Here is a 13275-nt window from a genome sequence, read left to right on the forward strand (position 1 = left end):
AGGATTTCTCATGTCGTCCCCGTCCCTGCGTGCCTTGCGCGCGTTCGCCGAGACAGCCCGCACCGGAACCCTTGCGGGCGCGTCGCACGCGCTCAACGTGACCCCTTCCGCGGTGTCCCACCTGCTGCACCAGTTGGAGCAGACATTGGCGATAACTCTGTTCATCAGCCGCGGCGCGCACACCCGGCTCACTGAAACCGGTGAACGGCTTGGCCTTCGCCTGGTCGCGGCCTTCGACAGCATTGATGCCGCGATCACCGAGGCCGGACACCAGGCCGGCGATGTCCGCATTTCAGCGCTGTCGAGTTTTCTCACGCTCTGGCTGGTTCCCCGGTTGACCGGCTTCCAGTCTCGCTACCAGGACACTCGCCTGCTGCTGAGTGCCGGCATGCGACCAGTCGACCTGTCCACCGAACCGTTCGAATGCGCAATCCGCTGGGGCCAAGGCAACTGGCCGGATCTGGAGGCAACACTGTTATTCCGCGACCGCCCGGTCGTCGTCAGCAACCCGCGCATGCTGCAAGCCCAAGCCCAGCCGCAAGATCTGCCCCGCCTCGCCGCCCGCACCCGCGACGCGGACTGGCCGACCATCGCCGCCGCCCTGGGCTGGCGCAATACCGCGCCGACCCTGACATTCGAGACCCGAGCCCTGGCGGTGCAGGCGGCCACCGCCGGGATCGGCGCCGCGGTGGTCGATCGCAACCTGGTCGCCGACATGCTGGCCGGCGGAATCCTCGCCGAAATCGCCCCCAACCCGCCGATCGCTACCCCCGAGGGCCACTGGTTCGTCGCCCTGCCCGACCGGCTGCGGATCCGCCAGCTACGGCAATTCCGTGACTGGCTGATCAGCGAGGCGGGTCGCTAGCGACGCCAGCAAGTTCGATTGGTCCCGTTGACGCCTATCGCGTGTCGTGATTGTCGTTGCCTTGAAGCGGCCATCATCGGTCGCCGCACCCGGAGGATCAACCCATGCTGATGACCCGCAAGCAATTTCTGACCGGCGCGGCGGTCGCCTCCGGCGGTTTGGCGATCCGTCCCGCCACCGCGGCGAGCCACTATGTCATCCGCTTCGGCCTGGATCTGTCCACCGACCACCCGACCACCGTCAACGCCACGGAGGCAGCCAAGAAAATCAAGGACGCGACCGACGGCGCGGTGGACGTGAAGATCTTCCCGAATAGCCAACTGGGTGACGATACCCACATGCTGTCCAACTTGCGTTCCGGCGCCATGCAAATGATGGCGATCGGTGACAACATCCTGGCCACCCTGGTGCCAAGTGCCGCGATCGACAATATCGGCTTTGCGTTCAAATCGCCCGAAATGGCCTGGAACACGCTGGATGGTGCCGTCGGCGACATCGTCCGCGCCGATATCGCCAAGACCGGCCTGATCCCGATGCATCGCATCTGGGACGAAGGCTTCCGTCAGATCACCGCCAGCACAAAGCAGATCAACACGCCCGAGGATCTGCACGGCTTCAAGATCCGCGTCCCGCCCAGCCCGATCTCCTTGTCGCTGTTCCAGGACCTCGGCGCTGCCCCGGCCACCATCAACGTGTCCGAGCTCTACACCGCCCTGCAAACCCACGTCGTGGACGGCCAGGAAAACCCGCTCGGCAATATCGAGACCCAGAAATTCTACCAGGTGCAGAAATACTGTTCGCTGACCGACCATATGTGGGTGGGCTATTGGCTGCTGGCGAACGGCATGTTCTGGAACACCATACCGGCGAACTACCGCAAGATCGTCGAGGACACGTTCGACGCGCAGGCCCAACAGCAGCGCGCCGCCAACCAGAAGCTGGACGGCACGCTGGAGGCGAAGCTGAAGCAGCAGGGTATGGAATTTGCCACCCCCGACAAGGCGCTGTTTCAATCCGCTTTGGTCAAATCCGGATTTTACAAGACCTGGAAAGCCAAGTTCAGCCCGGCACTTTGGGCCGCGCTTGAGAAGGCGACCGGATTGACCGCCTGAACCCGGCCAGCGCGATGCTACGGCGGCTTGACCGGTTGATCGACCTGTCAACGCAAGGCGTCGCCGCGATCCTGGTTGTCGTCGAGATCGCAATCCTGTTTGCCGGCGTTGTCTGGCGCTACCTGTTGAACAGCCCGCTGGTCTGGGTCGAGGAACTCGCGGGGATCCTGTTCCTATGGTTGGTCAGCCTGGGTGCGGTGATCGCGCTCAGCCGCGGCGAGCACATGCGCATGACCGTGATCGTGGGCCGGATCGGTGTCCGCGGGCAGCGCTTCGCCCGGCGTCTGGCGGCGCTGATCGTCGCGGTAGTAGCGGTCGGGCTGGTCGTCCCCGGCATTTCCTACGCCGTTCAGCAGCAAGCGATCCTGACGCCGGTCATGCAAATCCCCGGCTCGTGGGAGATCGGCGGGCAGCTCGTGGCGCTGGCTCTGCTGTTCTACGTCGCCATTCGCCAGCTATTCCGAGGCACGACCTGGAGTGAACTTGTCCTGGTGCTGGGCATCGGCATCGCAATCGGTCTGGTGCTGTGGAGCCTGGAGCCGGAGTTCGACGATCTCGGCAACGCCGATCTGCTGATTTTCTTCATCGGCATCGTCGGCATCTGCATCTTCATCGGCGTGCCGATCGCCTTCAGCTTCGGCATCGCCACCTTCGGCTACATCTATTTCACCACCACCATTCCGCTGGCTGTCGTGCTCGGCCAGATGGACCAGGGGATGTCCTCGATCGAGCTGCTGGCGGTGCCGATGTTCGTAGTGCTGGGTCTGCTGCTGGAAATGACCGGCATCGCCAGGGCCATGGTCGATTTCCTGGCGGCGCTGGTGGGTCACCGGCGCGGCGGACTGTCCTATGTGCTCATCGTCGCGATGTATCTGATCTCGGGCATTTCCGGGTCGAAGGCGGCGGATCAGGCAGCGGTGGCCCCTGTGCTGCTGCCCGAGATGCGCCGTCGCGGATCGGCGCCCGGCGAACTGGTGGCGCAGCTTGCCGCCTCGGCGGCGATGTCGGAGACGATCCCACCCAGCCTCGTGCTGATCATCGTGGGCGCGGTGACCGGGGTATCGATCTCGGCGCTGTTCACTGGGGGGTTGTTGCCGGCGGCATTCGCCGCGATTGGGCTGGCGGCGCTGGTGTTCTTCCGCACCCGGCATGAGCGCCCCAGCGCGGGGCGCGTCGGGGCGGCAACGGTGGGACGCCTGTTCGTAGTCGCGGTTCCGGCGTTGATCCTGCCCTTCGTGATCCGCTACGCGGTGCTCGCCGGCATCACCACGGCGACCGAGGTGGCGACGGTTGGCGTGGTCTATGCCATCGTCGTCGGCATCGCGGTGTATCGCTGCTTCGATTGGCGCCGGCTGGTGCCGATCCTGGTCGAGACGGCGGCCTTGTCCGGTGCCATCCTGCTGATCATCGGCACCGCGAGCGCGATGGCCTGGTCGCTGACCCAGGCCGGCTTCGCGCAAACGCTGGCGGATATGATGACCGGTTTGCCGGGCGGCAAATACGGCTTCATGGCGGTTTCGATGCTGCTGTTCGTCGTGCTGGGCAGCGTGCTGGAGGGTCTGCCGGCGATGGTGCTGTTCGGGCCGCTGCTGTTCCCGATCGCCCAGCAGCTTGGGATCCACCTGGTGCAATACGCGATCGTAGCGATTTTCGCGATGGGCATCGGGCTGTTCTCACCGCCCTTCGGCGTGGGCTTCTACCAGACCTGCCTGATCGGCAAGGTCTCCAGCGACGAGGCTTTTGGCCGGATCTGGCCGTATATGGGGGTGCTGGTCGTGGCGCTGATCGTCGTCGCGGCAGTGCCCTGGATTTCGACTGGGTTTCTGCCCTAGGCATTTCGATCCGAAAGCGTGTGCCCTGAAGGCCGCGCAGGCCCGTCGTGCCCGCCAGCAAACTCATAGGCTGGTGCGCCATCCTCCGCGCACGATCAACGTCGACGGGGTTCTCATGCTCGGCTTTGAAACGATACTCGTGATGCTGACAGCGGCGGTGATGTTGCTAGGCGTTTCGCGGCGATCCCGCCTGCCCTATCCGGTCCTGCTCGCGCTTGCCGGCGCGGCCGTTGCCATTGCCCCGATCGATGTCAACCTGCATCTCGATCCAGCGCTTGTGCTGACGCTGTTTGTCGCCCCTGTTTTGCTGGACGCTGCCTACGACACCTCGCTTCGCGATCTGAAGCGTAATTGGGTACCGGTGTTCAGTCTGGCCCTGATCGCGGTGGGATTGACGACGGGAGCTGTTGCCGTGGTCGTGCACCTGCTGGTGCCGACCATTCCTTGGGCGGCCGCCGTGACCATCGGCGCAATCGTTGCTCCGCCCGACGCGGTGGCGGCTACGACGGTGCTGAGGGACGTGAAACTTCCACACCGCGTGGCGGTGATCCTGGAAGGTGAAGCGCTGCTTAACGATGCCTCGACACTTCTGATCTATCGTCTCGCGGTCGGCGCAGTGCTTGCTAACGGCAGTATCGGCGCGGAGGTCATCGCCCCTGCCTTCCTGCTTTCGCTGGTCGGCAGTGTCGTGGCCGGTCCAGCGCTCGCCTGGCTCGTCGGACGCATCATCCGTCGGATCGATGATGCGCCGTCTTCAATCATACTTCAGTTCGTCAGCACCTTCGGTGTCTGGGTCATTGCGGAACGGGTCGGGCTATCACCGATCCTCACTATCGTTGTCTATGCGATGACGCTTGCCCGCACCGCTCCGGCCCACCATCCCGCTCACCTGCGCATCCCATCCTATGCGGTATGGGATACCGCGGTGGTCGTGCTCAACGTGCTAGCATTCCTACTGATCGGGCTCGAACTTGGCCCGGTGATTGCCGCCGCGCCCCGCGGCAATCTGGGCCAGTGGGCGGTCCTCGGCGCGTCGGTGCTGCTGACTGTGATATTTGTCAGGATCGGCTGGACCGTGGTGGCGGCGCTCTGGAGCGGGCGGCGAATCAGGCGTCGCGGGGTGTCAAGTTTGTCCGATGGTCCGTTGCCCGACTGGCGGACCGGCTTGCTTATCGGCTGGGCCGGCACACGCGGCCTCGTGACGGTCGCGACCGCGCTCGCCCTGCCGCACAACTTTCCAGATCGCGGAATGCTACTGTTCGCGGCATTCACCGTCACCCTCGGCACGTTGCTGATCCAGGGACTGACGCTCCGGCCACTGGTACTCATGCTTCGCTTGACCGATGATGATCCGGTCAACCGGGAAGTGCGGGAGGCCCGTGTCGCTACCGCGGAAGCAGCGCTCATTGCCCTTCGCGCCGAAACGGTTGACAGCGTCCAGGCTCTGCGGTCCGAACTGGAGTTGGAACGCGAGATTGGCGCGTCGGCGCACGAAGGTGATGGACGTCCGAGATTCCCGGAGAAAGCGCTCAGGGCCAAGGCTTTGGTTGCAAAAAGGCAACGTCTGCATGCAATGCGGCGCGATGGCCTGATCGGTGACGCGGCGTTTCACCGGATCGAGGAAGAATTGGATTTGGCGGATCTGGCGGTCGCGACCCGCGCCTGACGACCGAGCGAACCGCTGCCGAGGGAGTCGATCGAACGCGCGTCCGTTCGACCCCTGCCATTCGAGCAACCGCGCAGCGATCCGGGGCTGCAAAGCTGGATCGGCCAGCCTTAGCCCCCCTGATGGCCCATGACCACCATGGACCCGGATGTCTGACCAATCTGCCGCCCTAAATCGCCGCAAATCCCCCCTTGGCAAAGCCGCGTCGATCCGCCTTATTGGCCGCTCCCATGTTTGGTTTCATCGGTTCCCGGCTGCTTCAGGCTATCCCTGTCCTGCTGGTCGTCGGCTTCATCGCCTTCGCCCTGTTCAACTACATCGGCGATCCGGTGAACATTCTGCTCGGCCAGGACCACACCGAGGCGCAGCGGCTGGCGCTGATCAAGCAGCTCGGCCTCGATCAGCCGTTCTTCGTGCAATACGGCCATTTCCTGTGGCTCTCGCTGCATGGCGATTTCGGCATCAGCTACCGCTTGGCGCAGCCGGTCAGCCTGCTGATCAAGGAGCGTCTGCCGGCGACGCTGGAACTGGCGATCACCGCCTCGGTGCTGGCATTCGCGATCGGGGTGCCGATGGGTGTCTACACCGGCATCCACCGTAACACGCTGCTGTCGCGGGTGTTCATGGTCAGCAGCCTGGTCGGCGTCTCGCTGCCGACTTTCTTGCTTGGCATCCTGCTGATCCTGATCTTCTCCGTCGCACTCGGCTGGCTGCCCAGCTTCGGCCGTGGGCCAGTGGTGCAGATCGGCTGGTGGTCCACCGGGTTGACGTCGTGGGCCGGCATCCGCTCGCTGATCCTGCCCGCCGTCACCCTGGGTCTGTTCCAGATGACCCTGATCATGCGCCTGGTGCGCGCCGAGATGCTGGAAGTTCTCCGCACCGACTACATCAAGTTCGCCCGAGCCCGCGGGCTGACCAACCGAACCATCAATTTCGGCCATGCGCTGAAGAATACGCTGGTCCCGGTCATCACCATCATCGGCCTGCAATTCGGCGGCATCGTGGCGTTCTCGCTGGTCACCGAAACGGTGTTTCAATGGCCCGGTATGGGCCTGCTGCTGGTCCAATCCGTCGCGGTCGCCGACATTCCGGTGATGTCCGCCTACCTGATGCTGATCGGGCTGGTGTTCGTGCTGATCAACCTGGTGGTCGACCTGCTGTACTACGCCGTCGATCCACGCCTCAGGATACGCCGCTGATGGCCGATCCTTCGCTCGTCTCCAGGGCCTGGAACAGCGACATGGGCTACAGCTTTCGCACCTCGCCGGTGGCTCTGGTGTCGGCCCTGATCGCGCTGATCCTGATCGTCGCCGCGCTGTTCGCGCCGCTGCTCGCCCCGCATGACCCGATGGATGTCGCCTCGCTGTCGCTGATGGACAGCTTCAAGCCGCCGGTCGGCATGCCGGACGCCGACTGGTCCAACATCCTGGGCACTGACAACCAGGGCCGCGACGTGCTGTCGGCGATCATGTACGGCATGCGGATCAGCTTGGTGGTAGGCGTCCTGTCCACCCTGTTCGCCATTGTCGTCGGCGTCGGCGTTGGCCTGCTCGCCGGCTACCTCGGCGGCGTCAGCGACGCTCTGCTGATGCGCATCGCCGACGTGCAACTGACGTTCCCCTCGATCCTGACTGCGTTGCTGGTCGATGGTGTTATCACCGCGGCACTTCCCGGCACCATGCGCGAGGCCCTGCAGATCTACGTCATCATCTTCGCCATCGGCATCAGCCTGTGGCCCAATTTCGCCCGCACCGTGCGCGGGTCCACATTGGTCGAGCGCAACAAGGACTACGTCATGGCCGCGAGGGTGATCGGCGTTCCATCCTGGCGCATCATGCTCAACCACGTGCTGCCCAACGTGATCGGCCCCGTCATGGTGATCGCAACGCTAGGTCTGGGCCAGGCGGTCATCGCCGAGGCCACCCTGTCGTTCCTCGGCGTCGGGCTACCGTCCACGCAACCCTCGCTCGGCACCCTTATACGGTTCGGCAACGACTTTCTTTTCTCCGGTCAGTGGTGGGTGAGCGTGTTCCCCGGCATTGCCCTTATTCTGATGGTGCTGGCAATCAACCTGCTCGGCGATTGGCTGCGCGATGCGCTGAATCCCAGGTTGAGATGATGCATCCGCGATGACACCGCTGCTCGAGGTCCGCGACCTGATCGTCGAATTCCCCACCCGTCACGGCGTGCTGCGCGCGCTCGACCGGGTTTCCTTCGCCATCGAGACTGGCGAAATCCTTGGAGTGGTCGGCGAGTCCGGTGCCGGCAAATCGCTGACCGGGGCCGCCATCGTCGGCCTTCTGGAACGCCCCGGCCGCATCGCCGCGGGTGAGATCAGGCTGGACGGCAGCCGGATCGACAATCTGGCCGCCGAACCATTGCGCCAGATCCGCGGTCGGCGCATCGGCATGATCTTCCAGGACCCGCTGACCACGTTGAACCCGCTCTACACCATCGGCCGCCAGTTGACCGAGACGATGCAGACCCACATGCGGCTGTCCGACGCCGACGCCCGCCGCCAGGCCGTGGGCTGGCTCGACCGCGTCGGCATCCCCGCCGCCGCCCAGCGCATCGACGCCTACCCGCACCAGTTCTCCGGCGGCCAGCGCCAACGCGTGGTGATCGCATTGGCACTTTGCGCCGAACCGGCACTGATCGTCGCCGACGAACCCACCACCGCGCTGGACGTTTCGATCCAGGCGCAGATCATCTCCCTGCTGAAGGACCTGACGCGCGACCACGGCACCGCGGTGATGCTGATCACCCACGACATGGGCGTCATCGCCGAGACCGCCGACCGCGTCGCCGTCATGTATGCCGGCCGCATCGCCGAGATCGGCCCGGTCGGCGCCGTCATCCGCCACCCGGCGCATCCTTACACCGACGGTTTGATGGCCAGCATCCCCTCGCTCGAGCACCGGGTGACCCGCCTGCGCCAGATCGACGGCGCCATGCCCCGGCTCGACGCCATCCCATCAGGCTGCCGCTTCCATCCACGCTGCCCGCGGGTGTTCGACCGTTGCCGCGCGCAACAACCCGAGCTGCTGGACGCCGGCCCGACGCAGGCCGCCTGCTGGCTGCATGCCGATGGCTGAACCGGCAACCCTCGAGGCCATCGCGGTCTCCCATTTCTTCGACGTCTCTCGCCCGTTCCTACAACGGCTGTTCACCCGCGAGCCGCGGCGACGGCTGCGCGCCGTGGACGACGTTTCGTTTCTGATCGCCTCCGGATCAACCTTTGCGCTGGTCGGTGAATCCGGCTGCGGCAAATCCACCATCGCCCGCCTCGCCGTCGGCCTTTATCAACCCAGCGATGGCGATATCCTGTTCGAGAACCAAGCTTTATCCTCGGCCCGTGCCCAGCCGGCGATGCGCCGGCGGATGAATATGATCTTTCAGGACCCCTATGCGTCACTCAATCCCAGATGGCGGGTCAGCGATATCGTCGCCGAACCGATCCGCGCCTTCCACCTGGCAACCCGGCCGAATGAGGTGCAAGGCCGGGTCGGGGCGCTGCTCGCCAATGTCGGGCTCGCGGTGCGCGATGGACTGAAATACCCGCACGAATTCTCCGGCGGCCAGCGCCAACGCATCTCCATCGCCCGCGCACTGGCCAGCGAGCCGGACTTCCTGGTCTGCGATGAGCCCACAAGCGCTCTGGATGTCTCGGTCCAGGCGCAGATCCTCAACCTGATGCGCGACCTGCAGCAGCGGCTCGGCCTGACCTATCTGTTCATCAGCCACAACCTGGCGGTGGTACGACATATGGCAGACCGCCTGGGCGTGATGTATCTAGGCCGCATCGTCGAACAAGGTCCGGCCGAGGCGATCTTCCGCCGCCCCCGCCACCCCTACACCAGGCTTCTGCTGGATGCGATTCCCGATCTGGAGCAGGTCGGACGCGCGCGAACCCCGGTGGGCGGCGAGCTTCCCAGCCCGATCGCGCCGCCGCCCGGTTGTTCGTTCCATCCGCGCTGCCCGCTGGCGAACAAGCGCTGCCGGGAGGAAAAGCCGACGCACGTTGCCGCCGATGGCGTCGAGGTCGCCTGCCATGCCGTCGAGGAAGGTCGCGATGGCTGACGACCATGACGGCCGATCACCGCGGCGTGCCGCGGTCGGGCTGGCTTTGCTGCTGGCCCTGATCGTCGGCGTGCTGTTCGTGGTCCAGCAGTTGCGCCACTCCGCGGCGATCCAGGATTGCGTCGCGTCCGGGCGCACCAATTGCGCGCCGATTACCGCAACGCACTGAACCTCGGGGTTCATCGCGTCGAGTCGGACCTATCGGGGCGTGACTCAGCCGGCCGGGCGCCTGGTCATACCGTGCCGCCGGCCCACACCACGCGGCCCACCACGGTGACGTCGCTCGCCGCGTCGGGGCTGACGGTATCGGGTTGATATGCGTTGTTGTCGCTGATCAGCACCAGGCTGCCGTCATGCTTGCGCTGCACCCGCTTGACCAGCCGTTGCCCGTTGATCTCCAGCACGTAGATGCCGAAATTCCGAAACGTCTGGTCGGTGCTGTCGATCAGCAGCGTATTGCCATCCCGGATCGTCGGCGTCATCGACTCGCCGACCGCTGTCTCCAGCACCACTTTGTTTGGCTCCACACTGCACACGGACCGTACCCAGTCGTGTCGCAGGGCGATGAATTCGCTGCCCGAAGGTGCCTCCGGCGTCACCGATCCGGCCGCCGCTGCCTCCGGCCGCCGAGGCAACAGCACGAAGCCGCTCCAGTCCGGGCCATCCGAGACATCGCGCACACCCTGACGGCGCCGGCCGCCGGCGGCCGGCTGAAATACCGGTTCCGGTCCCTTGCCTTCGGCTAGCCAGGCCACCCCAACGCCAGCCGTCCGAGCCAACGCGACGAGTCGCTCCCGGCTTGGCTCCGCCTCGCCCTTCATCCATTTGCGAAACGCTGACGGCGAAACACCCATCGCCCGCGCCAGCCGGTCCGCGCTCGGCCAGTACGCGAGTATGGTCTGCAGCCGCTCGACGAAAGCCTGTTTCTCCGAACCGGCCCCGTGGGACCCGCCGCCAGATGCCTCGACCTGTGTCCTAACGCGTGGCATGCATCAGTCTGTCCTCGTGCGACACCATTGACTCTGTTTGCCGCCGATTTTTGAAAAGTTTGTGCCAAATTAGCTATTGACAATTCTCTGCGGAGAACTGGTCCTGCATACTGGAGGATTCCGCTATTCCTGAATAGCCCTGGTCAAACTCCGGCCCCACCGATCCGCTGCTCGCTCAAACGCCGTCCGACTTCGGGGCGGCCAGCACGGTTTCGACAGTCTCGATCAACCCTCTAAGGGTGAACGGCTTGAGCACGAACGGCCGCGGCTGCTCGGTCAGCTTCGACATCCGGCCAGGATCGCCCGACATCAGCACCACCGCGATACCGGCCTTGTCCGCCTCCGGGATCAGGTTGATGTCCACTCCGCCGGGCAACGTGCAATCCAGCAGCATCAGCCGAAATCCGCCGCCCTGCAGCAGAGCCACCGCCGCGGCGGCACGGTCGACCACGGTGACGCGATAGGTGTCGTCAAGCGCAGCGCTGATGACCTCTGACACCAGGGGATCATCCTCAACAACCAGAATCCGACTCTGCTCGCTCATTTCGACACCCTGGCTGAGTCTAAACGCTGCATACAAGCACACTTTGGTGTCCAATTACCACTGTTCACCGCCACATGCCTGCCGAGCGGGCGTCGTCGTTCGCTTAACCGGCGCGAATATCCTCTCCCAGAGCGGTTTCGTAAACCCGCACCACCGATGCCGAATCGGATGCACCCAGCCCCATGCCGCGTGCCATCCGCATCAGGTTCATGACCTGCGGCGCGATCAGCCCGGGAACCCCAAGGTCATCCGCCATCTCCAGCGCCAGCCGAAGATCCTTGTGCGCCAGGTCCAGGGCGAACGTCGCGTTGAAATCGCCGGCCAGCGTCTTTGTCGACATACTGGCATAACCCGATGACATACCGCTGGCATTGCGGATCACAGCATCCAGCTTTTTCAGGTCGATCCCGGACCGTTTGCCGATCATCAGCGCCTCGGCCGCGGCGGCGGAGTTGCAGAACGCCAGCATATTGTTGATCAGCTTGGCGGTGGACCCGTAGCCGATCTCGCCGACGTGGATCACCTCGCCGCTGAACGATTTCAGCAGCGGCAGATTCTGCTCGAACACGGCGGCGTCGCAGCCGACCATGATGACGATCGTGCCGTCCGCCGCGCGTGCTGTGCCGCCCGACACCGGCGCCTCCAGCATTGCGATCCCCTTGGCCTGCATGCCCTGGTTCACCCGTTTCGCGGTCGCCGGCGAGTTGGTCGAAAGGTCGATGAACACCGTCCCGGCCTTGGCATTCTCGGCGATCCCGCCGGTGCCCAGGGTTACCTCCTCGACCACGCGCGGGATCGGCAGCGAGGTGATCACCACATCGCAGCGTGACGCGACGTCGGCGACGGAACTGGCGGCGGACGCGCCAAGTTCGGTGCAGGCCTTCACCGCGTTGGGGTTGAGGTCGAACACCACGACCTCGTGGTTGGTGTTGCGGATGATGTTCCGGCACATCGGGCCGCCCATGTTGCCTGTGCCGATGAAGCCAACTTTCATGGTAGTGGTTTCCTTGATTAGGCCGGACCGCCCGGCGGGCGCCAGCATGCCGGAAGGCGGTGGGTCTGTCAGTGGGTCGATGGAAAGCCAGCGGCAGCGGATCAGATTGCTGGAACGCGAGAACCGCGAACTACGCCAGGCCAATGAGATCCCGCGCATGGTGTCGGCGTATTTTCCGCGGCGGAATTGGACCACCGGTCCAAGCCATGATCTGCTGCACCGAAGATCATCGCGATGCTTGCGGAGGGGGGTCCGTCGACCGAATCTCCGCTGCCAGCAACTCTTTTCCGAACGGGCAGACGGCACTGTTGAGGAATTCGCCAATGGTTGGATTCGGCCCAACACCGCCTGCGGCAGACAGTGCGAAGGCGGCACACCGATTGTGTAAAGTAATCGACAGACATACGCAGGAATTATCGGAGGATAAACAGACGAACGCGTGCGGCGTATTTATTTCTTCTCTCAGATTATACTATATGTAGTGAAGTTAAAGAATATTGTTCTGGCACGATATTTGCTGTATTTGCTGCGGCTAAACCAAGCAATTGTTGGCTCATAACCGGAGACATCCGCATGCGAAACCTTCTGTGTCTAACCAGCGCTGCCCTCGGCTTTGTCATCGCCCTAAGCGGAATTGCTCGGGCGACCGAGATCTATACCGCCGCAAATGGAGCGACTTCGTTCCCCGGCCAATCTGTCGGCACAGTCGGATTCGGCGAAAGTAATACCGACCAGATCGGCAACCTGTCGTTATACAATGGTGGCAGCGGGGGCGCCTTCGTAAATACCGCAAACAATCCCTCGATATACTCGTTCTATTACGCAGGTGGCAACCTGCTTATCCAAGAGGAAATCGGCAACAATGGGATCGGCGACGCCATCGATGTTGAATTAGACAAACTCGGTTCATCAACCAGCACATCGCCCTCGGCGACGCTGGCTTCCATTGCCATCCCGTTCTCGTCAGGCCCGAGCTCGACCTATACCGTTTACGACGGCTACCTGGCAGCCGGTTCCTATGCCATCGACAGCTATCTGGCCCTCGGCAATGCCACAGACCCGAACTACCAAATCAACTTCGCAGTCCCCGAGCCGAGTGGGATGGCTGTGCTGAGCGTTGGGCTGATCGGCCTTGGCTACGTTTCCCAGCGCCGTCGCAGCGGCGCGCCGGTTGCTTCAGCGGCCTGATGACA

13 protein-coding genes are annotated in these 13275 nt (G+C 64.0%); 10 read left to right on the top strand and 3 right to left on the bottom strand.

Annotated features, from left to right (window positions below; translation table 11 throughout):
* Positions 1-10: 10 nt before the first annotated feature.
* The 9 genes from ACQY4Y_RS22540 to ACQY4Y_RS22580 all read left to right on the top strand — a co-directional run bounded on the left by ACQY4Y_RS22540 (position 11) and on the right by ACQY4Y_RS22580 (position 9724).
* A complete protein-coding gene (locus ACQY4Y_RS22540) occupies positions 11-865 on the top strand; it encodes a LysR substrate-binding domain-containing protein (protein ID WP_428492811.1) in 855 nt (284 codons plus the stop codon).
* Positions 866-969: 104 nt separating this feature from the next.
* Positions 970-1977: a TRAP transporter substrate-binding protein gene (locus ACQY4Y_RS22545; protein WP_428492812.1), complete on the top strand. Its 1008-nt coding sequence runs from the start codon at positions 970-972 to the stop codon at positions 1975-1977.
* A gap of 14 nt (positions 1978-1991) precedes the next feature.
* Positions 1992-3809 (top strand): TRAP transporter large permease subunit, encoded by a 1818-nt coding sequence (locus ACQY4Y_RS22550; RefSeq protein ID WP_428492813.1) that lies wholly within the window; start codon positions 1992-1994, stop codon positions 3807-3809.
* A gap of 142 nt (positions 3810-3951) precedes the next feature.
* Positions 3952-5475: a cation:proton antiporter gene (locus ACQY4Y_RS22555; RefSeq protein WP_428492814.1), complete on the top strand. Its 1524-nt coding sequence runs from the start codon at positions 3952-3954 to the stop codon at positions 5473-5475.
* Between the two features lie 230 nt (positions 5476-5705).
* A complete protein-coding gene (locus tag ACQY4Y_RS22560) occupies positions 5706-6674 on the top strand; it encodes an ABC transporter permease (protein ID WP_428492815.1) in 969 nt (322 codons plus the stop codon).
* Positions 6674-7594 (top strand): ABC transporter permease, encoded by a 921-nt coding sequence (locus ACQY4Y_RS22565; protein WP_428492816.1) that lies wholly within the window; start codon positions 6674-6676, stop codon positions 7592-7594. The genes ACQY4Y_RS22560 and ACQY4Y_RS22565 overlap by 1 nt, the downstream gene beginning before the upstream one ends.
* A gap of 10 nt (positions 7595-7604) precedes the next feature.
* Positions 7605-8570, top strand: coding sequence for an ABC transporter ATP-binding protein (locus ACQY4Y_RS22570; protein ID WP_428492817.1), 966 nt, complete (start codon positions 7605-7607; stop codon positions 8568-8570).
* A complete protein-coding gene (locus ACQY4Y_RS22575) occupies positions 8563-9555 on the top strand; it encodes an ABC transporter ATP-binding protein (RefSeq protein WP_428492818.1) in 993 nt (330 codons plus the stop codon). Before ACQY4Y_RS22570 ends, ACQY4Y_RS22575 begins: the two co-directional genes overlap by 8 nt.
* Positions 9548-9724: a hypothetical protein gene (locus ACQY4Y_RS22580; RefSeq protein WP_428492819.1), complete on the top strand. Its 177-nt coding sequence runs from the start codon at positions 9548-9550 to the stop codon at positions 9722-9724. The genes ACQY4Y_RS22575 and ACQY4Y_RS22580 overlap by 8 nt, the downstream gene beginning before the upstream one ends.
* Before the next feature lie 64 nt (positions 9725-9788).
* Here ACQY4Y_RS22580 and ACQY4Y_RS22585 read toward each other — a convergent pair whose 3' ends face one another.
* The 3 genes from ACQY4Y_RS22585 to ACQY4Y_RS22595 form a co-directional block, all read right to left on the bottom strand.
* Complete coding sequence (locus tag ACQY4Y_RS22585) at positions 9789-10544, bottom strand: LexA family transcriptional regulator (RefSeq protein ID WP_428492820.1); 756 nt, start codon at positions 10542-10544, stop codon at positions 9789-9791.
* A 175-nt stretch (positions 10545-10719) separates the two neighbouring features.
* Positions 10720-11088, bottom strand: a complete 369-nt coding sequence (locus tag ACQY4Y_RS22590) for a response regulator (protein ID WP_428492821.1) — start codon at positions 11086-11088, stop codon at positions 10720-10722.
* Between the two features lie 103 nt (positions 11089-11191).
* Positions 11192-12082, bottom strand: a complete 891-nt coding sequence (locus ACQY4Y_RS22595; RefSeq protein ID WP_428492822.1) for an NAD(P)-dependent oxidoreductase — start codon at positions 12080-12082, stop codon at positions 11192-11194.
* Positions 12083-12655: 573 nt separating this feature from the next.
* Between ACQY4Y_RS22595 and ACQY4Y_RS22600 the strand changes: the two genes are divergently transcribed.
* Positions 12656-13270 carry a PEP-CTERM sorting domain-containing protein gene (locus tag ACQY4Y_RS22600; RefSeq protein WP_428492823.1) on the top strand — a complete coding sequence of 205 codons (615 nt, stop codon included), beginning with the start codon at positions 12656-12658 and terminating at the stop codon, positions 13268-13270.
* Positions 13271-13275: the final 5 nt, after the last annotated feature.

The sequence above is a fragment of the Rhodopila sp. genome, from assembly GCF_965277165.1.
Lineage (GTDB): Bacteria > Pseudomonadota > Alphaproteobacteria > Acetobacterales > Acetobacteraceae > Rhodopila.

Excerpts from the sequence above, each read along its gene's own strand:
- ACQY4Y_RS22540 (WP_428492811.1), top strand. The coding sequence starts at position 11 with ATGTCGTCCCCGTCCCTGCGTGCCTTGCGCGCGTTCGCCGAGACAGCC.
- ACQY4Y_RS22545 (WP_428492812.1), top strand. The coding sequence starts at position 970 with ATGCTGATGACCCGCAAGCAATTTCTGACCGGCGCGGCGGTCGCCTCC.
- ACQY4Y_RS22550 (WP_428492813.1), top strand. The coding sequence starts at position 1,992 with ATGCTACGGCGGCTTGACCGGTTGATCGACCTGTCAACGCAAGGCGTC.
- ACQY4Y_RS22555 (WP_428492814.1), top strand. The coding sequence starts at position 3,952 with ATGCTGACAGCGGCGGTGATGTTGCTAGGCGTTTCGCGGCGATCCCGC.
- ACQY4Y_RS22560 (WP_428492815.1), top strand. The coding sequence starts at position 5,706 with ATGTTTGGTTTCATCGGTTCCCGGCTGCTTCAGGCTATCCCTGTCCTG.
- ACQY4Y_RS22565 (WP_428492816.1), top strand. The coding sequence starts at position 6,674 with ATGGCCGATCCTTCGCTCGTCTCCAGGGCCTGGAACAGCGACATGGGC.
- ACQY4Y_RS22570 (WP_428492817.1), top strand. The coding sequence starts at position 7,605 with ATGACACCGCTGCTCGAGGTCCGCGACCTGATCGTCGAATTCCCCACC.
- ACQY4Y_RS22575 (WP_428492818.1), top strand. The coding sequence starts at position 8,563 with ATGGCTGAACCGGCAACCCTCGAGGCCATCGCGGTCTCCCATTTCTTC.
- ACQY4Y_RS22580 (WP_428492819.1), top strand. The coding sequence starts at position 9,548 with ATGGCTGACGACCATGACGGCCGATCACCGCGGCGTGCCGCGGTCGGG.
- ACQY4Y_RS22585 (WP_428492820.1), bottom strand. The coding sequence starts at position 10,544 with ATGCCACGCGTTAGGACACAGGTCGAGGCATCTGGCGGCGGGTCCCAC.
- ACQY4Y_RS22590 (WP_428492821.1), bottom strand. The coding sequence starts at position 11,088 with ATGAGCGAGCAGAGTCGGATTCTGGTTGTTGAGGATGATCCCCTGGTG.
- ACQY4Y_RS22595 (WP_428492822.1), bottom strand. The coding sequence starts at position 12,082 with ATGAAAGTTGGCTTCATCGGCACAGGCAACATGGGCGGCCCGATGTGC.
- ACQY4Y_RS22600 (WP_428492823.1), top strand. The coding sequence starts at position 12,656 with ATGCGAAACCTTCTGTGTCTAACCAGCGCTGCCCTCGGCTTTGTCATC.